At 60.7% G+C, this 23095-nt stretch carries 17 protein-coding genes; 8 read left to right on the top strand and 9 right to left on the bottom strand.

Annotation, left to right across the window (positions count from 1 at the left end; all coding sequences use genetic code 11):
* Nucleotides 1–28: 28 nt before the first annotated feature.
* The 6 genes from gyrB to dnaA all read right to left on the bottom strand — a co-directional run bounded on the left by gyrB (nt 29) and on the right by dnaA (nt 8374).
* Nucleotides 29–2119, bottom strand: coding sequence for a DNA topoisomerase (ATP-hydrolyzing) subunit B (gyrB, locus tag ACS5PJ_RS07420; protein WP_439434485.1), 2091 nt, complete (start codon nt 2117–2119; stop codon nt 29–31).
* 393 nt (nt 2120–2512) lie between these two features.
* Complete coding sequence (locus ACS5PJ_RS07425) at nt 2513–3073, bottom strand: DciA family protein (RefSeq protein WP_439434278.1); 561 nt, start codon at nt 3071–3073, stop codon at nt 2513–2515.
* Nucleotides 3066–4289 carry a DNA replication/repair protein RecF gene (gene recF, locus ACS5PJ_RS07430; protein ID WP_439434279.1) on the bottom strand — a complete coding sequence of 408 codons (1224 nt, stop codon included), beginning with the start codon at nt 4287–4289 and terminating at the stop codon, nt 3066–3068. The genes ACS5PJ_RS07425 and recF overlap by 8 nt, the downstream gene beginning before the upstream one ends.
* 59 nt (nt 4290–4348) lie before the next feature.
* Nucleotides 4349–5233 (bottom strand): phosphogluconate dehydrogenase (NAD(+)-dependent, decarboxylating), encoded by an 885-nt coding sequence (gene gnd, locus ACS5PJ_RS07435; protein ID WP_439434280.1) that lies wholly within the window; start codon nt 5231–5233, stop codon nt 4349–4351.
* A gap of 57 nt (nt 5234–5290) precedes the next feature.
* Nucleotides 5291–6415: a DNA polymerase III subunit beta gene (dnaN, locus tag ACS5PJ_RS07440; protein ID WP_439434281.1), complete on the bottom strand. Its 1125-nt coding sequence runs from the start codon at nt 6413–6415 to the stop codon at nt 5291–5293.
* A 537-nt stretch (nt 6416–6952) separates the two neighbouring features.
* On the bottom strand, nt 6953–8374 hold the full coding sequence (dnaA, locus tag ACS5PJ_RS07445; RefSeq protein WP_439434282.1) for a chromosomal replication initiator protein DnaA: 1422 nt from the start codon (nt 8372–8374) through the stop codon (nt 6953–6955).
* A 468-nt stretch (nt 8375–8842) separates the two neighbouring features.
* On the opposite strand from dnaA, the gene rpmH reads away from it, so the two are divergent.
* The 8 genes from rpmH (at nt 8843) to ACS5PJ_RS07485 (ending at nt 14530) form a co-directional block, all read left to right on the top strand.
* The gene (gene rpmH / locus ACS5PJ_RS07450; RefSeq protein ID WP_003800212.1) at nt 8843–8980 is read left to right on the top strand and encodes a 50S ribosomal protein L34; all 138 of its coding nucleotides are present in this window, start codon (nt 8843–8845) and stop codon (nt 8978–8980) included.
* A 90-nt stretch (nt 8981–9070) separates the two neighbouring features.
* The gene (gene rnpA / locus ACS5PJ_RS07455; protein ID WP_439434486.1) at nt 9071–9430 is read left to right on the top strand and encodes a ribonuclease P protein component; all 360 of its coding nucleotides are present in this window, start codon (nt 9071–9073) and stop codon (nt 9428–9430) included.
* The gene (gene yidD, locus ACS5PJ_RS07460; protein WP_439434283.1) at nt 9423–9818 is read left to right on the top strand and encodes a membrane protein insertion efficiency factor YidD; all 396 of its coding nucleotides are present in this window, start codon (nt 9423–9425) and stop codon (nt 9816–9818) included. Before rnpA ends, yidD begins: the two co-directional genes overlap by 8 nt.
* 16 nt (nt 9819–9834) lie before the next feature.
* Nucleotides 9835–10812, top strand: coding sequence for a membrane protein insertase YidC (gene yidC, locus ACS5PJ_RS07465; RefSeq protein WP_439434284.1), 978 nt, complete (start codon nt 9835–9837; stop codon nt 10810–10812).
* A complete protein-coding gene (locus ACS5PJ_RS07470; protein WP_439434285.1) occupies nt 10812–11375 on the top strand; it encodes a Jag family protein in 564 nt (187 codons plus the stop codon). Before yidC ends, ACS5PJ_RS07470 begins: the two co-directional genes overlap by 1 nt.
* Nucleotides 11376–11396: 21 nt before the next feature.
* The gene (gene rsmG / locus ACS5PJ_RS07475; RefSeq protein ID WP_439434286.1) at nt 11397–12047 is read left to right on the top strand and encodes a 16S rRNA (guanine(527)-N(7))-methyltransferase RsmG; all 651 of its coding nucleotides are present in this window, start codon (nt 11397–11399) and stop codon (nt 12045–12047) included.
* A gap of 86 nt (nt 12048–12133) precedes the next feature.
* On the top strand, nt 12134–13201 hold the full coding sequence (locus ACS5PJ_RS07480; RefSeq protein WP_439434287.1) for a ParA family protein: 1068 nt from the start codon (nt 12134–12136) through the stop codon (nt 13199–13201).
* Between the two features lie 66 nt (nt 13202–13267).
* Nucleotides 13268–14530 (top strand): ParB/RepB/Spo0J family partition protein, encoded by a 1263-nt coding sequence (locus ACS5PJ_RS07485; protein WP_439434288.1) that lies wholly within the window; start codon nt 13268–13270, stop codon nt 14528–14530.
* Between the two features lie 5387 nt (nt 14531–19917).
* Here the strand turns inward: ACS5PJ_RS07485 and trxA are convergent.
* The 3 genes from trxA to ACS5PJ_RS07500 form a co-directional block, all read right to left on the bottom strand.
* Nucleotides 19918–20244 carry a thioredoxin gene (gene trxA, locus ACS5PJ_RS07490; protein ID WP_354148865.1) on the bottom strand — a complete coding sequence of 109 codons (327 nt, stop codon included), beginning with the start codon at nt 20242–20244 and terminating at the stop codon, nt 19918–19920.
* Between the two features lie 36 nt (nt 20245–20280).
* The gene (trxB, locus tag ACS5PJ_RS07495) at nt 20281–21237 is read right to left on the bottom strand and encodes a thioredoxin-disulfide reductase (protein ID WP_439434289.1); all 957 of its coding nucleotides are present in this window, start codon (nt 21235–21237) and stop codon (nt 20281–20283) included.
* Nucleotides 21238–21485: 248 nt separating this feature from the next.
* Nucleotides 21486–23081: an ABC transporter substrate-binding protein gene (locus ACS5PJ_RS07500; protein WP_439434290.1), complete on the bottom strand. Its 1596-nt coding sequence runs from the start codon at nt 23079–23081 to the stop codon at nt 21486–21488.
* Nucleotides 23082–23095: the final 14 nt, after the last annotated feature.

The raw sequence follows: 23095 nt of genomic DNA on the forward strand, positions 1-23095 counted from the left end.
GGTCATGGAATATCAGTCGGTGAACCGGCTAGATATCCAGGAACCTGACGTCCTTGGCGTTCTGCTGGATGAAGTTACGGCGCGATTCCACGTCTTCACCCATCAGCGTGGAGAAAATCTGGTCTGCTGCCAGGGCGTCGTCCATGGTGACCTGCAGCAGGGTCCGGTGGTCAGGGTCCATGGTGGTGTCCCACAGCTCGGTGTAGTCCATCTCGCCCAGGCCCTTGTAGCGCTGGATGCCGTTGTCCTTCGGGATACGGCGGCCGGCAGCCTGCCCGGACACGAGCTTGGCATCGCGCTGCTTATCGCTGAAGACGTAGTCGTGCGGGGCGTTGGACCACTTGATCCGGTACAGCGGCGGCTGGGCCAGATACACAAAGCCGTTTTCGATCAGCGGGCGCATGTAGCGGAACAGGAGCGTCATCAGCAGCGTGGTGATGTGCTGGCCGTCAACATCGGCATCGGCCATGAGCACAATCTTGTGGTACCTGAGCTTGCTGAGGTCGAAGTCCTCGCCGATGCCCGTGCCGAACGCGGTGATCATGGACTGCACCTCGGCGTTGCCCAATGCCTTATCCAGGCGTGCCCGCTCAACGTTCAGGATCTTGCCGCGCAGCGGCAGGATGGCCTGGGTTTCGGGATTGCGCCCGCGCTTGGCCGAACCGCCGGCCGAGTCACCCTCCACGATGTAGACCTCGCAGCGTGCGGGGTCCTTTGAGGAGCAGTCAGACAGTTTGCCCGGCATGCCGAAAGACTCCAGCGGGCTCTTGCGCCGCGCGTTGTCACGGGCCTTGCGGGCAGCCATGCGGGCCTGTGCTGCGGAGATTGCCTTGCGGATAACGTCGCGGGCAGGACCGGGGTTCCGTTCCAGCCAGTCGCCCAGCCCGTCAGTGACCACCCTTTGGACGAAGCCTTTTACCTCGGAGTTGCCCAGCTTCGTTTTGGTCTGGCCCTCGAACTGCGGCTCGGCGAGCTTGACCGAAATAACCGCAGTCAGGCCTTCGCGGATGTCATCCCCGGTGAGGTTGTCATCCTTTTCCTTGATGATGCCCTTCTCCCGTGCGTAGCGGTTGATGAGCGATGTCATGGCGGCGCGGAAGCCCTCTTCGTGCGTTCCACCCTCGTGGGTGTTAATGGTGTTGGCGTAGGTGTGGACGCTTTCGGAGTAGGCATTCGTCCACTGCATGGCCATTTCCAGGGCGATGTGGCGTTCCGTATCCTCGGTTTCGAACGAGATGACGTCCTCGTGGACCACATCCACCTTCTTGCCCGAGTTCAGGTGCTTCACATAGTCGAGCAGGCCGTCGTCGTACTGGTACACCACGGTGCGGTGCTCAGCACTCACTTCACCTTCGGTAACCACCGCATCGAGGTCAAGGTCTTCATCGGCGCCGGAGTTCGCGGCAGGGGCCCGCTCGTCCGTGAGCGTGATGCGCAGGCCCTTGTTAAGGAACGCCATCTGCTGGAAGCGGGCGCGGAGGGTCTCGAAATCGAAATCCGTTGATTCGAAAATACCGGCGTCGGGATAGAACGTCTGGGTGGTTCCGGTGGTGTCTGTGGCTTCACCCTTGACCAGGCCGCCCTGTGGTTTTCCGCCGTCGGCGAAGGACATCCGCCACACGTTTCCCTGGCGCCGTACTTCGGTGTCCACCCGGCTGGAGAGTGCGTTGACCACGGAAATTCCGACACCGTGGAGGCCGCCGGAAACGGCGTACCCGCCACCGCCGAACTTGCCGCCCGCGTGCAGGATGGTCATGACCACTTCAACGGTGGGCTTGTGCTCCGTCGGGTGCATGTCCACGGGGATACCGCGGCCATCATCAACGACCTTGACGCCGCCGTCGGCCTGCAGGACCACCTCGATGTGCGTGCAGTAGCCGGCCAGGGCCTCGTCGACGGAGTTATCCACCACTTCATAGACGAGGTGGTGCAGGCCCCGGGGCCCTGTGGATCCGATGTACATACCCGGGCGTTTCCGCACAGCTTCCAGGCCTTCAAGGACAGTAATGTCGCTGGCGCCGTATTCCCTTGGCGTCACGGTCTCGGCCGGCTTATTCGGGGTGGGGACATCCTCCGCTGCGCGTTCTACTGCCTGGGTATCTGTCATGTCGTTAGCCACAGGTGCTGTCGACTCCTCTTTTTCGATGATGGCCGGCGGGTTCTTTCCGAGGGGAAAGGGCTCGCCAACAGGCACAAGCTGATGGCACTGAAGAGTAGGTCGACCTGCAGAACCGAAGTCCGCCTGCGGAAGGCATACGGAAAACGGACTCAGTCAACGTTTCACCGGCGCCCAGTTATCTTCTGCGATTCTACCGTGAAATAGCCCGCAAACCCGCATTCCGGAGGCGTCGCGGCACTCGTCTTTGCCCGTGTGTGGCCATTGATCCTGCCTAGGGCGCCCTTGCGATGCGGCCGCCGGGTGCCTATACGCCCCGGGGGCGCCGGACCGCCCTACACGCCGTCGGACGGATTTTCAAGGTTCGACGGCGGCCGTTAAGCAGAGGTGCGGCGGCTAACCGTACGTATCACGGGGTCCACGGCCGTTGACAGTACGGCCACCCTTGCGCCAGCTGGGCGCCGAGGGCCCGAGGACCTGGATGCTGGTCACCACGCCGTCGCCCAGTTCGGTCCGGAATTTTTCGAGCAGGCTGATACTCAGCAGCCGCAGCTGCGTGGCCCAGGCTGTCGAATCGCAGCGTACGTGCAGCGTGGTGTCCGCGAAGCTTTCCGGGGTGCAGTGCGCAGAAATTTCAGGGCCAACCAAAGTTGCCCATTCGGCCATGACCGACCCCACCGCTACCGGTGACGTCCAGCCGCGTTCGGCCACCAGGCGCCCCACCACTTTGCCCAGGCCAAGGGGGTCCCTGCCGGTGGAATGGAACTGGCTGAAGCCGCGGGTATCCCGGATTCCGCGTTTGGCCTTGGGGGCACCGCCGGGAGGAGGTGCTTTTCGGCGGATTTCCCCTCGTGCTGCGGCGGCTTCCCGCATCCGGTTCAGCGCTGCCTGGGGCGCATCGATGTTGTCGGGGTCGCGGCCGGGCTGCAGCCCGCCGTTTTTCTCGTCCCTACTCATCAATTCCTCCCGGAATGACCTTCACCCGCCGGCCGGTCAGTTCCTCCGGTATATCGGCGTCGACGGCGGCGGTCACCAGGACCTGTTCCGCGCCGGAGACTATTGCCGCCAGTTTACGCCGACGCTGCACATCGAGCTCGGCAAAAACGTCGTCGAGAATCAGGATGGGCGCGGATCCGCCGGTTCTGGCGTCGTCCAGCATCACATAGTAGGAGGCAAGCCGGAGCGAGAGGCACATCGACCATGTTTCGCCGTGGGAAGCATAACCTTTGGCGGGCGCTTCGCCGAGCACCAGCTCAAGTTCGTCGCGGTGCGGCCCGACCAGCGAGATGCCGCGTTCCAGTTCCTTGCGGCGTGATGCCTTGAATGCCTGGACATAGCGTTCGGTCAGCTCCTCGATCGAGAGGAATCTGAGGTTCTCATCTCCGGCACCCTCTCCGGAAGTGGCGGACCCTGCCGTTACGGAGCTTCCGCCGGAGTTGCCAAACGGGGATGCGCCGTCGTCGTTCATCAGGTTCTGAAGAGTGGACCGGTAAACAGCACTGGCTTCCTTGGATCCGTCCGTGAGCTGGGCGTAGGCCTTGGCCAGGTGCGGGCGCAGCCGTTCCACGAGTTCCAACCGCGCAAACACCAGCTCTGCACCGGCCTTGGCCATGTGCTGGTCCCAGACATCCAGGGTTGATTCGTGCGCCGCAGTGAACTTGCCGGCCCGCGCGGATTTGAGGAGGGCGTTGCGTTGCTTCAGGACCCGGTCGTAATCGGTGCGGGTCGCCGAGTGCCGCGGTACGAGGCTGACGAGCAACTCATCGAGGAACCGCCGGCGGTTCGAGGGGTCGCCCTTGACCAGGGCCAGGTCCTCGGGGGCAAAAAGGACCGTCTGGCAGATCCCCAGCAGATCCCTGGCGCGCACCGGGTTGCTGCGGTTGATGCGGCCGCGGTTTGCCCGGCCGGCATTGATTTCAAGTTCCAGCACGGTGGTCTGCGCGCCGCGGACCACCCGTGCCCTGACCAACGCCCTGTCGGTACCGAACCGCAGCAGTGGAGCATCGGAGCTGACCCGGTGTGAGCTGAGCGTGGCCAGGTAGCCGATGGCCTCCATCAGGTTGGTCTTGCCAATGCCGTTTGACCCCACCAGGACTGTGACACCTGGTTCAAGCGCAAGGTCAACCTGGGCGTAACTGCGGAAGTCGGTCAGCGAAAGGTGTTCTAGATACACGCGGTCTTCAAAATTCTCGGAACCAGGCCGGTTCCGCGGTGGTTGCCAGCGGTGGTTTGCTACTTGGCGGGACGGGTGGCATGCCCGCCAAACTGATGGCGCAGGGCAGAGACCATTTTCATTGCCGGGGAGCTGTCCTCACGGGATTCGAAGCGCGCGAACAGTGCCGCCGTGATGGCAGGGGCAGGAATGGCATTGGCGATGGCTTCTTCCACGGTCCATCGGCCTTCACCTGAATCTTCGACGTAGTCGTCGATGTTCTGCAGTCCGGGGTCCTCGTCGAGCGCCTTAACCGCGAGGTCCAGCAGCCAGGACCTGACCACGGTGCCCTTTTGCCAGGCTCGGAACGTCCCGGGAAGGTCGTTGACGATGTCCTTGGAAGCAAGGAGTTGGTAGCCCTCGGCGTAGGCCTGCATCAGGCCGTATTCGATCCCGTTGTGGACCATTTTGGCGTAGTGGCCGGCACCGATTCCGCCGACGTGGACGAAGCTGTCGGCCCGCTCTCCTTCCGGCCGGAGTACATCAAAGACGGGCAACGCGCGCTCGATATCGGCTGCGTCACCGCCGGCCATCAGCCCGTACCCGTTCTGCAGTCCCCATACGCCGCCGGAAACTCCGCAGTCCGCGAAGCGGATTCCCTTTTCTGCCAGCGCGGCACCGTGCTTCTGGTCCTCGGTGAAGCGGGAGTTGCCGCCGTCGATCACCAGGTCGCCGGCGTCGAGCTTGTTTCCGAGATCCGTGATCACGGCATCGGTGATCTGCCCGGAGGGAACCATGACCCAGATCAGCCGCGGCGCCGGGACAGCAGCAATGAGTTCCTCCACAGAGGCAACGTCTGTGATTTCCGGGTTGCGGTCGAAACCTGTGACCTCAATGCCCCCCTTGCGCAGGCGTTCGCGCATGTTGAAACCCATTTTTCCAAGGCCGATCAGTCCGATATGCACGGTGAGACTCTTTTCTGAGCTGGGTTGAGCCGGGGGCTTGGTGTTGAATCCGGGGGACTAGTTGGGGAGCCTGACGGGCATGACCAGGTAACGGTAGTCGTCCTGGTCCTCGCCGTCGGCATCGGCCTGGGCTGTGATCATCGCCGGTTTCGGCGCCGTAGTGAAGGAGAACCTGACGAACTTGGTTTCGATAACGCTCAGGCCCTCAACAAGGTAATGCGGGTTGAAGGCAACCGTGATGTCGTCCCCGAAGAGCTGGGCCTCGAGTTCTTCAGAGGCCTGGGCATCCTCGCCGGTGCCGGCGTCCAGGTGCAGCAGGCCGTCGGTGAAGGCCAGTCGGACCGGCGTATTCCGTTCCGCCACCAGGGAAACACGGCGAACAGCCTCTACCAGTTCCTGGGTCTGAACGGTGGCGTGGATGGGAGTGGAATCCGGGAAAAGCGACCGGATTTTGGGGTAGTCCCCGTCCACAAGAAGTGACGTGGTGGTGCGTCCGCCGCTTTCGAAACCAATAAGCCGGCTGTCGTCATTCGCCAGTGCAAGGTTGATGTCGCCACTGTTGCCGAGGGTCTTGGCTACCTCGTTGAGGGTCTTCGCCTTGACCAGGGCGCTGGTGGAAATTCCGGGGGTAACCGGCTTCCACGGCACTTCGCGCATGGCCAGCCGGTACCGGTCCGTGGCAAGCAGCGTGATGAGGTCGTCCTCGATCTCCATCCGCACGCCCGTCAGGATGGGAAGGGTGTCATCCTTGCTGGCCGCGATGATCACCTGGGACACGGCCTGGGCGAACGAATCACCCGGAACGGTTCCGCTGATGGCCGGCAACGACGGCAGGGGCGGGTATTCGGCCTCGGGCATCGTGGCCAGGTGGAAGCTGCTGCGGCGGCAGGTCAGGGTGACTTTGTTGCCGTCTGTTTCAACCTCGACAGGAGCGGACGGCAGGCTGCGGCAGATGTCCGCGAGCAGGCGGCCGGAGACCAGGATGGTGCCCTCGGTGGTGATATCGGCGGCGATTTCCAGCCGTGCCGAGGTCTCGTAATCAAAACTCGAGAGGCTGACCGTTCCTGCTTCAGCCTTCAGGAGCAGACCGGACAGCACGGGAACCGGCGGCCGCGGAGACAACGACCGGGCTGTCCAGGTGACGGCTTCTGCCAGGACGTCCCGTTCGACTCTGAACTTCACGGAAGGGTGCCGCCTTTCATTACTGCTGCCATAGAGATACCTGGAACTCCGTCAGGGAGTCCAAACGAGTAGCGCCCAGACACCGGAACCTGCATGGTCCGGCGGTTGCTGAACCACAGAGAAACCCGAGGATGGGAGCGCTGCTGACAGCTTAGCCGGAAGATCAGGGATTAACCCATCCCCGGCCGGCGCCCAGGGGGTCCGGTGGCCCCTGTCCGGTGTTCCGGACCTGGCCTGCTTGGCGTGCGGATCGAGATTGTTATTTGAGGGAAATCAATTTCTTGGGATTAGTAGTGTTAATAACTGCTGTGGAAACTGTGGATAACTCGATCCGGCCGCAGGATCCGGCGGTTAAGCCCTGTTCATGGACTGTGGGTGGGGAGGTTTTAAACAGGCTGTGGATGGGGATAACATTTTTCGGCTTCCGGCCGGTCCACAGCTGGCTTAAGGGTTTTAAGCCCATTAAGCGCGGTTGTCCCCTTAACTGTCCACAGGCTTATCCACATGCGCCTGTTAATAAGGTAGGAGAGCAGGGCGTCAGGAATCGCGCTGCTGCTGTTTGATCCTGTTGGTGAGCTCGGTGACCTGGTTGTAAATCACACGCCGCTCTGCCATCAGCTCACGGATCTTCCGGTCAGCGTGGATCACCGTGGTGTGGTCGCGGCCGCCCAGCTCCTGGCCGATCTTGGGCAGGGACATGTCCGTGAGTTCACGGCAGAGGTACATCGCGATCTGGCGGGCCGTTACCAGGGTCCTGGTGCGAGACTTGCTGCAGAGTTCCTCCATGCTGAGTTTGAAGTAGTCAGCGGTCTGCGTGAGGATCTGGCTGGAGGTGATCTCCTGGGCGCCGTCGTCGGTGATTAGGTCCTTGAGAACCATCTCGGCCAGTGCCACATCGACAGTCTGGCGGTTCAGGCTGGCGAACGCCGTCACGCGGATCAGTGCACCTTCAAGTTCTCGGATGTTGCTGGAGATCTTGGATGCAATGTATTCCAGGGCATCGTCCGGTGCGGAAAGGCCTTCACTGAGGGCCTTTTTGCGGAGGATGGCGATACGCGTTTCAAGTTCCGGCGGCTGAATGTCGGTGAGGAGGCCCCACTCGAACCGTGACTTCATCCGGTCCTCGAAACCTGCCAGCTGCTTCGGCGGCAGATCCGAGGTGATGACTACCTGCTTGTTGTTGTTGTGAAGTGAGTTGAAGGTGTGGAAGAACTCCTCCAGCGTCCGGTCCTTGCCTGCCAGGAACTGGATGTCATCAATGAGCAGCACGTCCACGTTGCGGTACATGGTCTTGAAGCTGGCACCCTCGTCGTCGCGGATGGAGTTGATGAAGTCGTTGGTGAACTCTTCCGAGTTGACGTAGCGGACCCGGATTCCGCTGTAGAGCCGGCGGGCGTAGTGACCGATGGCATGCAGGAGGTGTGTTTTCCCCAGGCCGGAATCACCATAGATAAACAGCGGGTTGTAGGCCTTGGCAGGTGCCTCGGCTACTGCCACGGCGGCGGCGTGCGCGAACCGGTTGGACGAGCCAATCACGAAGGTGTCAAAAACATACTTGGGATTAAGCCGGCCGAACTCGTGGGAAGTGCTCGGCAGCATGGGCTGCGGCTTCTGTTCGATCAACTGGTCCGGAGAATAAGCGGGAACGACGACGGGTTCCGGCTCTTGGTAGATGGGTACCAGATCGGCGTCCACGTCGATCGCGCAGCGGATGTCTTCAGAGAAAACGCTGTGGAGTGCATCGTCCAGCGCATCCTTGACCTGGGTCTGCAGTACTTCACGGGTCAGTTCATTGGGGACGGCGACCAGGAGTGTGGATCCGATCAGTCCCTGGGCCTGGGCCAGGATGACGAAGCCGCGCTGCCGCGGTGAAACGCGGTCGTCCTGCTCGAGAAGGTTCACCACGCGCCGCCAGGAACTTCCGACAGTATTGGCGTGGTTGGCTTCGTCTACTGTCATCAATCAGTTCCTCAAAACTTGCGTGCCTGCATTACGTGCAGCCCCAAGTCCCGAACCAGGATGCTGGTCCAGCTTCATCCACAGGGTTATGCACAGTCCGTGGATAATCGGCTACTGAGCCACTCTAGGGGATCAAAACGCCAGAAGATAGCTGGGAAGTAGCTTGTGGATAATTACACGGTTGTGGTTCGAAAACGGGCCCTGTGAGCCACTTCATCCACAGGCTGTGAGCCCGGGTTAACCACAGCCGGGGGCAGGACAGGCAGGGCATCCCGGTTTGACTCGGCGGTGCATTTTGCCCTAACGTTGTGAAGTCCTTTGTGTCCGCTTTTCTGCCTCATCTGAATCTCTCAAGCGCCCCGCGTTTGAGCAGTGGGGGAAGCGTGCATATACAAAACTTAGCGTCGGCCAGTTCTTCCCCTTTTACTGATCGGGTGGGCGCACCTTTGATCCACTGGAGTAACTAACGTGAGCAAGCGGACTTTTCAGCCGAATAACCGCCGTCGAGCCAAGAAGCACGGCTTCCGCCTTCGTATGCGTACCCGTGCCGGCCGTGCCATCCTGGCAGCCCGTCGTGGCAAGGGCCGCACCGAACTGTCGGCCTAGATTCTGACTCGTCGGTAGACATGTCTTTGCGAGTTTAAGGTGCTGGCCACCCGCAACCGTCTAAGGACTTCAACCGAATTTTCAACAACTGTGCGTTCCGGCGTCCGCAATGGACGCCGGAACGTAGTGTTATATGCGGCAGCCATCGCTGCCGACGAACCCAGCCGGATCGGGTTCATAGTTTCCAAAGGTGTCGGGAACGCTGTTGTCAGGAACCTCGTTAAGAGGAGACTGAGAGAAGCCGGTGCGGCCTCGCTTCGCGAGTACGGTACAGGGTTCGCTATCGTGGTCCGGGCGCTGCCTGCGTCCGCGGCCGCCAACTGGGACCAACTGTTGGCGGACTACAACGCCGCATTGGAATCAACCATGAACCGGTTGGGCGGCCGCCTTCCAAAGGCTGCTGTAGACGGTTCAACCGGTACGACACAGGAAGGGACACAGCGTGCGTAAGGTTACTGCCGCCGTCGTCCGCTATCTTCAGCCTGTTGCCGTGACTGTGGGCCTCTTCATCTGGAACCTGCCCAAAAACATTCTTATTCTTTTGCTGATGGCCTACCGCAAGGTGATTTCCCCCTTGTATGGCCAGGTCTGCCGTTTCTTCCCTTCATGCTCGGCCTATGCCCTTGAAGCGATTACCGTCCATGGTGCGGTAAAGGGCAGCTGGCTCGCGGCCCGCCGCCTGGCTCGCTGCCATCCGTGGAACGCCGGTGGAGTGGACCATGTCCCCGCCGGCCACCGTGAATGGCCTGAAGACCGGACCCCCACAATTGTTGTGATGAACAACCCGGACAAGTACCTGGCTGCTCAGACTGATGGAGAAGGCCGCCTTGCGGCCTGACGAATAGGGATATCGTATGGACTTCTTTGAAACAATCATGTTTCCGTTCAAGTGGCTTGTGTCCATCATCATGGTGGGCTTTCATGAGGGCCTGAGCTCCATTGGCCTGCCGGAAGCCTCGGGCTGGACGTGGACGCTGTCCATCATCGGCCTGGTGCTGGTGATCCGGGCTGCGCTGATCCCGGTGTTCGTCAAGCAGATCAAGGCACAGCGTGGCATGCAGCTGTTGCAGCCGGACCTGAAGAAGCTCCAGGACAAGTACAAGGGCAAAACCGATCAGCTCTCCCGCCAGGCCATGGCGCAGGAGCAGATGGCCATGTACAAGAAGCACGGAACCAACCCGTTCTCCGCATGCTTGCCCATGCTGATCCAGATGCCGTTCTTCTTCGCGCTCTTCCAGGTTCTTTCCGGCATAACCTCGGCCCGGACCAAGGGTGCCGGCATCGGTGCAATGAGCCACGACCAGGTGGTGCAGTTCGACGAGTCCAGCATTTTCGGCGCCCCGCTTTCTGCCACCCTTCTTCATGGCGGCGGCGGCGACTCGCAACTGGTCGTCAACATTCTTTCCATCGTGATGATCCTGGCCATGACGGCCTCGCAATTCATCACGCAGAAGCAGATCATGGCCAAGAACATGTCTGAAGAAGCCATGGCCAGCCCCTTCATGCGCCAGCAGAAAATGATGCTCTATATCCTGCCGCTCGTCTTTGGTGTGGGTGGAATCAACTTCCCTATCGGTGTCCTGATTTACTGGACCACCACCAACCTCTGGACCATGGCACAGCAGTTCTTCGTCATCCGTCGCATGCCCACGCCGGGGTCCCCCGCCGCGAAGGCACTGGCCGAGCGCCGTGCGGCCAAGGGCCTGCCGGCCCTGCCCATTCTGGGCGGCAAGAAGGCCGACGCCGAAGCGGAGGCAGCTGCCGCGGCTGCGATCATCGAGCAAAAGGGACAGCGCGTCCAGCCCCAACGTAAGAACAGGAAGAAGAAGTAATGTCAGCCGAGAGCACCGAACACGCCCTTTCCGACGAGGTCACTGAAGATCACGACGAGTCCGTGAGTGATGCAGCTTCCCCGAAGGGCTCGGTTGCCAGCCGGCTCGAGGAGGAAGGCGACGTTGCTGCCGATTACCTTGAGGAACTCCTGGACATTGCGGACATCGATGGCGACATCGACATCGAAGTCAGGAACGGGCGCACCTACATTTCGATCGTGGCCGAGGAAGAGTCCGACAGCCTGGACAACCTTGTCGGCGAAGACGGTGAAGTCCTCGAAGCACTGCAGGAGCTGACCAGGCTGGCCGTGCTGTCCGCAACCGAGAACCGCTCGCGCCTGGTGCTGGACATCAACGGCTACCGCCAGGAGCGCGCCGGTCATCTCCAGAAGATCGCCGAAGACGCGGCGGCCTCGGTCAAGGAGACCGGCAAGGCAATCGCGCTGGAGCCAATGAGCGCCTACGAACGCAAGATTGTGCACGACGCCGTAGCTGACCTCGGTCTGGTCAGTGAATCCGAGGGCGAAGGTGCCGGCCGCCACATCGTTGTATCCGCCGACTAGAGAATTGCTGATTCGCTAATCATGGTTGATATCACGGCAGCTGAACTGCTCGCGGCTGAAAAGATCTTCGGGGACCGGCTGGACCTTGCCCGGCGCTACGTCGAGCATCTCGCCACCTCCGGAACGGAACGCGGACTCATCGGGCCCCGGGAAATCCCCCGGCTGTGGAGCCGGCACGTTCTCAACTGTGCGGTCATCGAAAGCGAGATCGCCCATGGCAGCCATGTTGCCGACGTCGGGAGCGGGGCGGGGCTTCCAGGACTTTGCCTGGCGATAGCCCGGCCCGACCTGGAACTGACGCTGATTGAACCGCTGGAGCGCAGGGTCATTTGGCTCCAGGAAGTCGTGGATGACCTGGGCCTGACCAATGTCACCGTCATGAGAAGCCGCGCGGAACTCGCGGTGGGCCACGTCAAGGCAGATGTGGTGACCGCCCGCGCGGTCTCTGCACTGAGCAACCTGGCCGGCCTGACCATTCCGCTGCTGGCCGGCAAAGGCGAAGTAGTGGCCATTAAGGGGCGCAGTGCCGGTGAGGAAATCGAGAAGGCCGCGAAGGTGATCCGGAAGCTTGGGGGCGTTCAGACGTCGGTAGTAACAGTTGGTGAAAATCTGCTGGAGGAACCCACTACAGTGGTGCGCATCGTCGTAAACAAGTCCGGAAAGATTGCCTAGTCCGGGCCCGGTAACCTTGGTCTGCAGGGCGAAGCGGTTAGGCTAGACAACGGCAGCAAAAGCTGAACGAGAGTGAGTGTGTCCCAGTGACCAGTAGCGAAGCCTCCACACAACGGATCCCCCCGTTTGTGTCTTTGGGGTCAGCACGATCAGTGGCTGGCATGGGTTCCGCACCGGTCCGAACTGCGATACACCCTAAAGTGGTTGCAGACGCGGCCTCCTTTGCCGCTGTTTCACGTGAAACAACGGTTGGTGGCAAGGCCAATGTCATCGACACGATGGACGACTCCAGTCCCATCGCCCGCGAACTGGCACACGAAACGAAACGTCGGGAACGCCTTCTGGGCCGGGAATTGCCTAAGCCGGAGAAAACACGTATTTTCACGGTTTCAAACCAAAAAGGCGGTGTCGGTAAGACCACCACCACCGTGAACATCGCCGCAGCCCTCGCGGCCGCCGGATTGAACGTCCTGGTCATCGATATCGATCCGCAGGGCAATGCCTCCACAGCCTTGGGCGTGGAACATCATGCCGATGTGGACAGCATCTATGACGTCCTGATCAACGATTTTCCCTTGGCCGACGTTGTGGCTCCCTGCCCCGACATCAGCAATCTGATCTGTGCTCCCGCCACCATCCACCTGGCCGGTGCCGAGATTGAGTTGGTCTCGCTCGTGGCCCGCGAACAGCGTCTTCGCAGGGCAATCGACGTCTACGCCAAGACCAGGGCGAAAAACGGCGAAGAACGCCTGGACTACATTTTCATTGATTGCCCGCCGAGCCTGGGCCTGTTGACGGTCAATGCTTTCTGCGCTGCGGGCGAAGTCCTCATACCCATTCAGTGCGAGTACTACGCACTGGAAGGCCTGAGCCAGCTCCTCAATAACATCGAGATGATCCAGAAGCACCTGAATGCGGATCTGGTCGTTTCAACTATTCTCCTCACCATGTACGACGGCCGGACCAACCTGGCTGCCCAAGTGGCTGCTGAGGTGAGGCAACATTTCCCGGATCAGGTTCTGGGGGCCGTGGTTCCGCGCTCGGTGCGGATTTCGGAAGCGCCGAGCTACCAGCAGACTGTTATGACCTACGATCCTTCCTCCAGTGGAGCCCTGTCTTATCTGGAAGCCGCTGCCGAAATTGCTGAACGCTAAAATCTTCAAGAACTGCAACAACCGGAGCCAGGCTGGGGCCGGCTCTTCCATCGGAGGGATTTATCCATGAGCGAGAAGCGACGTGGCTTAGGCCGCGGTCTTGGCGCACTGATTCCAAGTTCCGCCGCCGGGAGCGCATCGGGCAACGGTGCCGCTGCGTCACGCCCAGTGGATCTCTTCTTTCCGGAGGGCCGCAAGAAAGTTTTCCCGCCGGATGACGTGCAGGATGGCGGCGAGGCGAGTTCGCTTGCTGATGCTGCTGCGGCTGTAAAGCCGGCTGCCAAGGTACCGGCTGCGAAGGTGCAGTCCAAGGCTCCAGCCAAGGTTTCCGTTGACGCTTCTGCGAATGCGTCTGCCAAAGACTCTGCCAAGGACTCTGCCAAGGGAACAGAAGCATCAAAAGCCGAGGACAAGACTGCGGCACCGGGCGGGAAATCCGGTGGAGCTGAGGCAGCGGCGCAGGTTGACGCGGCGGAGGATTTCGACGACAACGGCGTAGACCTCGTGGAAGTACCCGGTGTGCGTTTTGCCGAGATCCCGGTGTCGGACATTCACCCGAACCGCAAACAGCCCCGATCGGTCTTCGACGAAGACGATATGGCGGAGCTGATTCACTCCGTTCGTGAAATCGGAGTCCTCCAGCCAATTGTGGTGCGTACTTCAACCGAAGAAGGTGGAGAACCCTATGAGCTGGTGATGGGTGAGCGCCGGTGGAGGGCGGTTCAGGCCGCAGGCATGGAAACTATCCCTGCCATCGTCCGTGACACCACGGATGACGACCTCCTGCGCGATGCACTTCTTGAAAACCTGCACCGCAGCCAGCTGAACCCCTTGGAAGAGGCCGCAGCCTACCAGCAGCTCCTCGAAGATTTCGGTACCACCCACGAGCAGTTGGCCGATCGCATTGGCCGTTCACGTCCACAGGTCTCCAACACTCTGCGTCTGCTGAAGCTCCCTCCACTGGTTCAGCGGCGTGTGGCTGCCAGCGTCCTTTCAGCTGGCCATGCGCGTGCACTCCTCGCCCTGCCGGATGCTGCAGCCATGGAACGCCTGGCCCAGAAGATCGTCGCCGAGGGTATGTCTGTCCGGGCAACAGAAGAAGCGGTGACGCTGTACCAGGACCCCACTAAGCCTGCCAAGAACAACATTCCACGCCCCGGTGCGCGCCATGAGCGATTGGACTACCTGGCTTCCTCTCTTTCTGATCGTCTGGATACGAACGTCAAGATCTCGTTGGGTGTCCGAAAGGGCCGGGTAAGTATTGAGTTCGCCAGTGTGGAGGACTTGAACCGCATTATGGATGTTCTGGCGCCAGGTTCCGACAACTAGAATCCGGCAATCGAGGGGCATGTTTCACGTGAAACATGTCCCCTCTTTGTATTCTTGGGCGCTCTTTGGATCGGGCTTACCTCGAATTGGAAGTTTGGCTGCTTGATAGCGGTGTTCCTGCGCATAATCCGACCTCGTTTTCCGTACGGGAGCCCCCCGTTTTGCCGGAATGATGTGTCTTCGTCGAGGCGGCGCATGTCGCCCATAGGGGCGATATCTCCCGCCCGGGTCCGGATAGCACCCTCGTCGGACACGGGTAATCGGCCAGCCAAAGTTCACCGACCAACTGCCCTCGCGCCAGGGCCCAGCGATGGACCGCGGGCGCGAGGCAGCTAACCTCACCGCGCCAGTAGAGCTAACCGCAGCGAAAAAAGGAAGCGGGACGTAGCCTGGGTCGGCATATTTCCCCGTCCAGAGAGCCTGACAAGAGGGCTGGCGTACGAAACTTTTAGCCACAATGGGCTCAATGCAGTCGCAAACATGTCGGATGGATGAGCCAAACGTCGTAGCGTGCTGGATTTGTGGCACTCGGCAGCCGCCACGGTTCCTGCGTTTCACGTGAAACATTCGTCCTACTGATCTCGCCTTGCCCATTGTGGAGCCTTGCGACTCTCCCCCAGGGCTGACGATTGGATCGGCGCATTTCTTGGGACCGTTCTTGCGGTGACAAATGATCATCGCGATGGTTCACGGGTTCACGGGTTCACGGGTCGACGCTCGAGCGAACTCCGCCCGCTGCTCAGGAGTCTTCACTTGGAGCCGCAACGTGTTTCACGTGAAACAAAGTAAGTAAACTTCCAATGGCTCACGTAAGACAAAGGAAGTAGACTTCCAATCCACCGGCTACATGAGAACTGAGCCCAGGTCTGGCACGTGGTTCTGTTCGGATGGCACCCAATAAATCGGGGTCACAGAGGGCTCAGCTAAACGTACGATGCCGAACTGATAAAACGGCCGGATATCTTGGGTGTCGCACTCAGGCATTGTCTCTCGAGGAGTAGCCGCAAGGTCTACACCTCCTCCCATAGTCGGGACTCACAGAAACGCCCACATTGCTCCCATAGCGTCCACTCTTAGAACGTCAGCTGGCAGGCCGTGACTGTTTGTGTCGCGGCAAAGCGTCGCGGAGCGGTCCTCCGGTCCACGGGCGGGCCCTGGTCCTGCCACGCCGCCAGGCCCCCTGGTTTTGAAGGTCGGCGGTTTTGAAGATCGGCCTCGACGACTTGGCGCCTTCACGTGGAGAACCATGAGCCTGCGGGCGCGCCGAACTATGGAAATGCCACAACGGCAAACGTGGCGCCCAGTTCAAACCCACAGGGCTGATCCTGGAGGGCACGCACTCCCCCCGTAGCGCCACAGACGCGGTCCGTTGGCCGTGGCCGGGCGGGCCGCACCTTATACCGACCTTTGCCTGTCCTCGATGCCCTAGGGGCCACAGCTAGCACCTGCGGCTCCCCCGGGCGGCTGCGTTTCGAGGCCGGCCGCGGCGGCGCGCCTCGGGGCGTGCAGGCGGTGATGCATCTCCGTTGGAGGTTGTCGATCCTGGCCGACGGAGGCCGGCTCAAATCAATCCAACCGCTTCGTCTCTTGTCAGCGGGATTGAACACTACTTGGAAAGAACTCGTGGACCTCTTCCTGGAACGCGCGGAAGCTGCTCGGCGTCCCACAGTTCGTGGAGGCGCGTGGGTCCGGGTCCGCCCTCCCTCAGGTTGGCCACATTGCAGTGATGCGTACCTAGTCCAGGCGACGCCGTCCGCGAAAAATGGCTCAGGGGCTTCCGAGATGGAGCTAGGGTGGCGGGGCCTCTTGGTCGGCTCCGTCGTGGCTTGGAGACGTGCATGGTCTGATGGCTTGGAGTCAGGTAGCGCACGGGCTTGCCCAGATATGAAAACTGGCCCAGCTCGGCATCCGGCTTCCGGACCGCGCTGGCTTATGACGATAAGAGTGGGTAACAGCGCATTCTTCTTGAAGTAACGGTGCAACGTCCGCGTATGATCGCGGACGTGCTTGTTTGTGGAGCTATGCCAAATCTTCGGTCCTGCATGACGAGTGAGTGCGTGGCCGCGCAGACTCCTTTCCCTTTGTACGGCAGAAGTGTCCAGGGCCCGCGGACGTCGGCACGCGTCTTCTTCTGGCGTCCGTTTTTGCTCGGAGGTCATGGTCTTGGCCTGAACCAAGCTGGCTGTCTTCGTGGCGATCGAGTGAGTTCACGCAGAGCTCAGACCACTGTGATTTTCCTTCCACACGGCAGTACATGGCAGTGGATATCGCTGTGGATAACTTTGTGGATGAGATCACACCGAAAGCGCATGGAAGGGACGCCGAGCCTATGTCGGCTCCGAATATCTGGGCGGTTCGACGAATTTCTCGACGTTCGCTCTATCGTCAAGTGATTGTGTTTCACGTGAAACGGTGCTGGAAGTGGTTCAAGTAGCTTGATCGCACCAAATACTTCTACGAAAGCAGTTGATTCTTGACCGGAACGGCGCCGTTTGGGCATTGTGGCGTTGGTCTCTTTACGTCCATGGTTTAACGAAGCGCAGGGATGCTGCAGCTGCAGCCACTGATCGAGCAGCGATCTTGGTACTGGACTCTGCCTGACCCAGGTGCGGAAGCATGTTCTTACGAGTGGATAAGCTTGTGGATATCGCTGTGGATAACATGTGGGGATAACCTGGGGAAAAGGTTGCCGCCGACTATATCCTGACGCCGGTTGCCACGGGCCGGATGTCGCCGAAGGATAGTCTCCACCGATATGTCGGATTCGTCCCGGGCAGGCGCATGGCAGCGCCAAGAGAACACCAACGGAGTTCAGCTTCCCCGGCACATCTAGGGAACGGCTCGTACTTTGGCGCAGCTTCGTGGGATTTCAGAACACGGCGTCTTCCTGCGGACCTCCTGAGGCCGCCATACTCACGTCCTGTCCGAAGTCGGCCCATCTTCAATGTTTTGCTGAGATTGACGCCGGCCTGGAGTGGCGTCTCCGTGCTCCTCTCAGTGGGTGTCTGAGGCGGTCGCCCGGGTCTGAGGGCTGTGTGCTCTCGATTCTTGAGTGGGCTTGGCAGGTGATCCGGCGAGGAACGGTGCCTTACTGGCCGCCCGCCCCCCTCAGCGTGTCGGAGCGGCTGTCCCCCCGGGGCTTTGTCAGAGCTGTCCGGGCATCGTGGGATAGGGTCAACCCCCCATGCAGCCGATGGGTGCAGTTTCACGTGAAACATTGGGAAGATCCAGTGGATGCCATGCCTTGGCCTACGGGATGCGAGCGTTGACCGCCCAAGAGGCTCTCGCAAAAGAGCCACCGCGACATTAGTCCTTGGTCACCATCACGACGAGTCTTAGCTGTCCCTATCATGAGCAAAGTCGTTGTCCTTGCTGCCGGCTCGTCCTTAGGACTGCGGGGCAGCAAGAGCCCACCGGGTGTTTCACGTGAAACATCCACAGGACGATGGGCTGAATATCTTCCTCACTCTGGACACTGCGCAAGCCTCCTCGTTGTTGGGAAGGCCTCCTGGGATGCCCTCGCAGTGGATAGCGAATTAGCGAACTATAGAGCACGATCGTCCTACGGTGTAGATGTGGCCTCATTCCCTCGGCTTCTGGATCCGGCGGAGCATTCAGTTGGCGAAGTGAGGTTTCTATGAATTGGCAGTCGTGAAGTTCTCAAGGTGGGTGTTCAAGCCAGCGCCGCATGGTCATCCAGCCACAGATGGGCGATCTCGTGCCTTTATTGGCTGGCGTGAGGATCTCCTCCAAGGGCCCGCGTGGCAGCTCGATGGTCGCTCATCGCGGCTGGTCGGTGGTTGCCAATAGTTTGTGTGTCGCACATTGCCAGCGGTATCAGGACGAGATCCATTGTTCTCCACGCTGACCTTAGGGAGATGAAAAGAAGCCACCCTACTAACTGAGTTCGGTGGGACAAGCGGACAACTTCGCCCAGACCAGCGGCCCTGCCATAGGTCGCTTGGGAGGGTTTGGCTACGGGCACCCAGAACAGGATCGCTGTGGACTCTCAGCCATCGGGTACCGGCTATTAGTGCGATGGCACCGGCCTGTCAGGGGTCTTCCTAGGTTCTGGTGATTGGCGGCGGTGCAGTTTTGCTGCAGTGGTTTGCTGGCCAGGGCGATTTGAGGCCCGAGATGACAAGTATGTGCGTGGAACGGTCACTGTCGCGCTCGTACACATCGCGGTATGCGACACCAACGATCGACGTGGGCACCCACGCCAGCTATCTATGTGCCGAGTAGCCTCAGTGAGGATCGGCGGAGGAAGACGTGTTGCTTGAAAGGTGCGCCGGTGGAACCGGCGCCGTTAGTATGAGACCTTTTCAGCTCCCGCATGCGATTCACTTTAGGATCACCCTTGTTTGAGCTGGTTCAGCTCTTTGTGCATGGCGCTTGTTGTCAGTATTTCTGCCGGGAATCGATCTTTTGTGTGAGCCGTCTTCCTATGCGGTCCCAGGACTACGTGACCCTGATTGCTCGTAGGGCTGCGGTGGCCTACTTTAGATTCGGCTTACTACTGTTGGAGGTCGCTTGGGGCTTGGGTCGGCGTGCGGTCGGCAGTCTCCAGGTTGGCCCATGGATGTTTCACGTGAAACATCCGTCCATGCTTCCGGCCAAGAGTCCGGCGACGTTCGGCGCGAAAACACGTGGAACAACGCGCAGCTTATGAAGCAGGACTGCGGGGCTGAGCCATGCCGTCTTCGCGGCCAGTCCATTCGAGGCAAAGCAGGCCGGGATAACAAAATACCCAGGGCGGGGTACTAAGCACCCAGGGCAAATCCACTACCAGCATCCCTCCACACGGATGACTAAGGGTCTGGACGAAATCACTTTGGACGCAGGCAAGGCCGGATGCGGATAACTCATCCTCGGCAGTTTCCGCATCCTGGATAGAAATAGCGATTGGTAGTCTGTGCCGTTGGATCAATACGGGGGTGATGCTGGATCGGGTGACTCGACAGCCACGTAGTGACCCCATAGAAGGATGCCAGGAAGTCCGCCCGTGTAGTGAACCTTTGCCTCATGATCCGACCGGCCGGTTATTCGACGTCGTGTTTCACGTGAAACACGGGTACCGATCACCGATCACCGGTACGCGGGTTCGCCACGTGGGCGGTCTGCGGTCGACGTCTCCCCTGTCTAGCTCCCGCGTAGAATCGCGAAGCATTGAAGCAGGAACAGATGCATCTGAACCAAATTCGGGGCTGTTGGAAGCCATGTGGAGGCCCCTTCGGTCGCCGCCCTTGGAAGCAAATGGCAATGAAACCCGAATCCATCGTTTACACTCTTACGATTGCCCACAAACAGATATGGCCACCGTTTCGTAAGAAACGGTGGCCACATTCCTCCGTTGCCAGCAATGCTGTCTCCGGTCTCGCATTTAGTTAGGAGAGGACGTCAGCAAATTCCTTCTCGAAGAACTGCTTGGGCTTGGCGCCGATGACGGTGCTCTTCACCTGGCCGTCCTGGAAAAGATAAACGGCAGGGATGGACGTGATGCCGTACTCGGCGGCGATGGCGGGGTTGTCATCGACATTCACCTTGACCACGTCCACCTTCTCGCTGTACTCAACGGAGATCTCGTCCAGGATCGGGCCGAGCTTGCGGCAAGGACCGCACCATTCAGCCCAGAAGTCCACAATCACGGGCTTTTCAGCGGACAGGACATCCGTGCCGAAGCTTGCATCTGTTACGTCTTTAGCGTTGCTCATAACCTTGTCTCTCTCTTCGAATGGATGCTAAGGGTGTTACGCGTGGAGGTCTGCGAGATAATGTTCCACGTCGATCGCAGCGACGCACCCCGAGCCTGAAGCCGTAATGGCCTGGCGGTAAGTGGGGTCAACAACGTCCCCTGCGGCAAACACCCCGGGGATGCTCGTCTTGGAACTCCGCCCCTCGACTGCGATGGTTCCGGCGTCGGTGATTTCCAAGGTGTCCTTGACCAGGTCCGTGCGTGGATCGTTGCCGATCGCTACGAAGACGCCCGTGACCGCGAGGTCGGTGATGGTACCGTCCTGGAGGTTCCTGATCTTGAGCCCGGCAACCTTGTTCTCCCCGATGACGTCATCAACTGTGCTGTTCCAGATGAAGGAAATCTTTTCGTGTGCAAGAGCGCGGCCGGCCATGATCTTTGAGGCCTTCAGTGAGTCCCGGCGGTGCACCACCGTGACGGACTTCGCGAATTTCGTGAGGAAGAGGGCTTCCTCCATGGCCGAGTCTCCCCCGCCGATGACGGCAATGTCCTGATCCTTGAAAAAGAAACCGTCGCAGGTTGCACACCAGCTGACGCCATGCCCAGAGAGGCGCTTTTCATTGGGCAGGCCGAGCTCACGGTATGCCGATCCGGTGGAGAGAATGATCGAGCGGGCCTTGAAGGTCTCACCGGTGGCGATGGTGACAGTCTTAATGTCGCCGTCCAGGTCCAGGGACGTGACATCCTCGAACTGGATCTCGGTCCCAAACCGGGCAGCCTGCTTCTCGAAGTTCTCCATAAGGTCCGGCCCCATGATGCCTTCGGGAAACCCGGGGTAGTTTTCGACGTCGGTGGTGTTCATCAGTTCGCCGCCGGCAGTGACGGATCCTGCCAGCAGCAGGGGCTTCAGGTTGGCGCGCGCCGTATAGACTGCGGCCGTATACCCGGCCGGACCGGAGCCGACGATGATGACATCACGTACTTCGGACGCGGTGTTTTCTGCGTTGGTCACTGAACGGTGAACCTCTTCCTTAGTCGATGCGCCGGCTTTCGGGGCCGGCCACATGGCACAACTGAATCCTGGTGGTGAATATTCCGGGCGCCGCGCGAACGGAGAACCATGAGCGGTCACGACAAAGCAGGCCCGGAAGGACGCCCTACCAGATTACCGTCTTCACACAGCTGGGCCGCGCCTGTTACTGCAGGAGCCGTGCGCCATGCAGAACAGCCGCGGCCCAACAGCCGCGACGTGGGTCCTGACTACTGAACCTTTATTTCGGCCAAGCGGATGCCGAAGCCGTACCGGGTCTTCGGGGCGGCCAGCTTGGGGAGCGTCTTGATGGACACGATCACGTATTGCGCCTGCACGGGCTCGGCCAGGGGCATGGTGAGGTCCGTTGAGGTAAAGCTGTTGGTCCCCACCAGTTTGGCTCCGTCCAGTGAAGGACGGTCGTTGGTGAAGACGCTGATGTTGCCGCCTGAAGCGCCGAGCTGGGTCAGTGTGATGGAAGAGACGGTGGCCGGAGTCTTAAGTTTGACGAACAGGGGCACGCCATCGGCCGCGAGGCCACCCCATCCCTCGGTGGCGAACTCCATGTCGGACCAGTAGCTGGCAGCGTTGCCGTCGTAAGCCTTCACCAGGTCCACGTCATAGTTGGCTGCGAATTCGAAGCTGCCCTGCCGCGTGACGCTTTCGATTGCAGGCGGCACTACGGGGGCAACAGAGCTCGGGTTCGGACTTGGAGCTGCCGTGCCCGCAGCGCTGCTGGCGTCCGTGGCGGTGGTCGGGTTGGCCTGGGGCGCAGGCCGGAACAGGCCACCCAGGCCGGTCAGTGCGAAAACGAGACCGGCAATCAGCAGTACGGCAAGCAGGCCGCCCACCAGCCAACGCATGGACTTGGGCTCACGCTCGGGCTCGTCGTCGTCGTCGTAAAAATCGTCAGCTGGGCCAGACGGCGGGACGGCAGCTGCAGTAGCCGTCTTCCGGGCCAGGGAGGGAAAAGCACCCGCGGCGCGTCCGCGCTGAGTGGGCGGCTCCGCGGCAACGGCTTCTTCGTAGCCGGCTTCCTGCTCGTCGTGCGTGTAGTCGTCCTCCGACCAGAGTGAGACCTTCGGAGAATCCGCTCCCTGGCGGCCGTGCCCGGTGTCGGAGGTTGCCCCCTGTCCGGAACCCGGCCGGTTTGGCCGTTGGACGGGCTGTGGAGCAGTCGTGTGCTGTCCCGCAGCAGCCCCGGCCGCAGCAGCGCCAGCGGCTCCGGCGGCAGCAGCGCCAACGCCAGCGGCCCCCGCACCACGTCCGGACCCAACGGTAGGGGCAGACGGCGGACGGACCGGCTGGCGCGGCGGAACCACTGGCCGGGCAGCCGGCGGGGCCCCCGGTGACGCGGACCGGTAGGGGCTGACCTGGCTGGGGTGGTTGTCGGCGTAGTTGATGTAGCCGGCGTCGATGTTCTCTTCGTCGTCGTAGGGTTCCGGCTCGTTTGAACGCGCCTGACCGAAGATTTCGCTCCCCAGGGTGTCCGTGAAGAACGGCTCAACATAGGGCGGGTTGGCAGCAACCACGAGATCCAGCAGGTCTGCCGCCGACGTGTGGTTGGTGATCAGGTACGTGGCGTCCTCTGTGACCCCGAGGTCAAGGACCTGCATGTTTCCCGGGCGTTCGCCGGTGGCCACCTCACGGGCGCTCTGGGCCACCTGATCGGTGTTGTCCGGGCCGGCGACCAGAATGCTGACCGGACGGTTCAGAACCTGGTCCACCCCGTCCAGCACCAGATCATGGTCGTGTGAGGTCAATACGGTGGCTGTCACCTTGTAACGGCCGCCGAGTACTGATCCAACGTCGATCGGGTGGGACACGGGTTCCTCCTAGA

It is taken from the genome of Pseudarthrobacter cremeus, from assembly GCF_051857465.1.
In the GTDB taxonomy this organism is placed as follows: domain Bacteria; phylum Actinomycetota; class Actinomycetes; order Actinomycetales; family Micrococcaceae; genus Arthrobacter.

Coding starts and splice junctions, on each gene's coding strand:
- trxA (WP_354148865.1), bottom strand. CDS start 20,244: ATGAGCAACGCTAAAGACGTAACAGATGCAAGCTTCGGCACGGATGTC.
- ACS5PJ_RS07470 (WP_439434285.1), top strand. CDS start 10,812: ATGTCAGCCGAGAGCACCGAACACGCCCTTTCCGACGAGGTCACTGAA.
- rsmG (WP_439434286.1), top strand. CDS start 11,397: ATGGTTGATATCACGGCAGCTGAACTGCTCGCGGCTGAAAAGATCTTC.
- ACS5PJ_RS07485 (WP_439434288.1), top strand. CDS start 13,268: ATGAGCGAGAAGCGACGTGGCTTAGGCCGCGGTCTTGGCGCACTGATT.
- yidC (WP_439434284.1), top strand. CDS start 9,835: ATGGACTTCTTTGAAACAATCATGTTTCCGTTCAAGTGGCTTGTGTCC.
- dnaA (WP_439434282.1), bottom strand. CDS start 8,374: ATGACAGTAGACGAAGCCAACCACGCCAATACTGTCGGAAGTTCCTGG.
- ACS5PJ_RS07425 (WP_439434278.1), bottom strand. CDS start 3,073: ATGAGTAGGGACGAGAAAAACGGCGGGCTGCAGCCCGGCCGCGACCCC.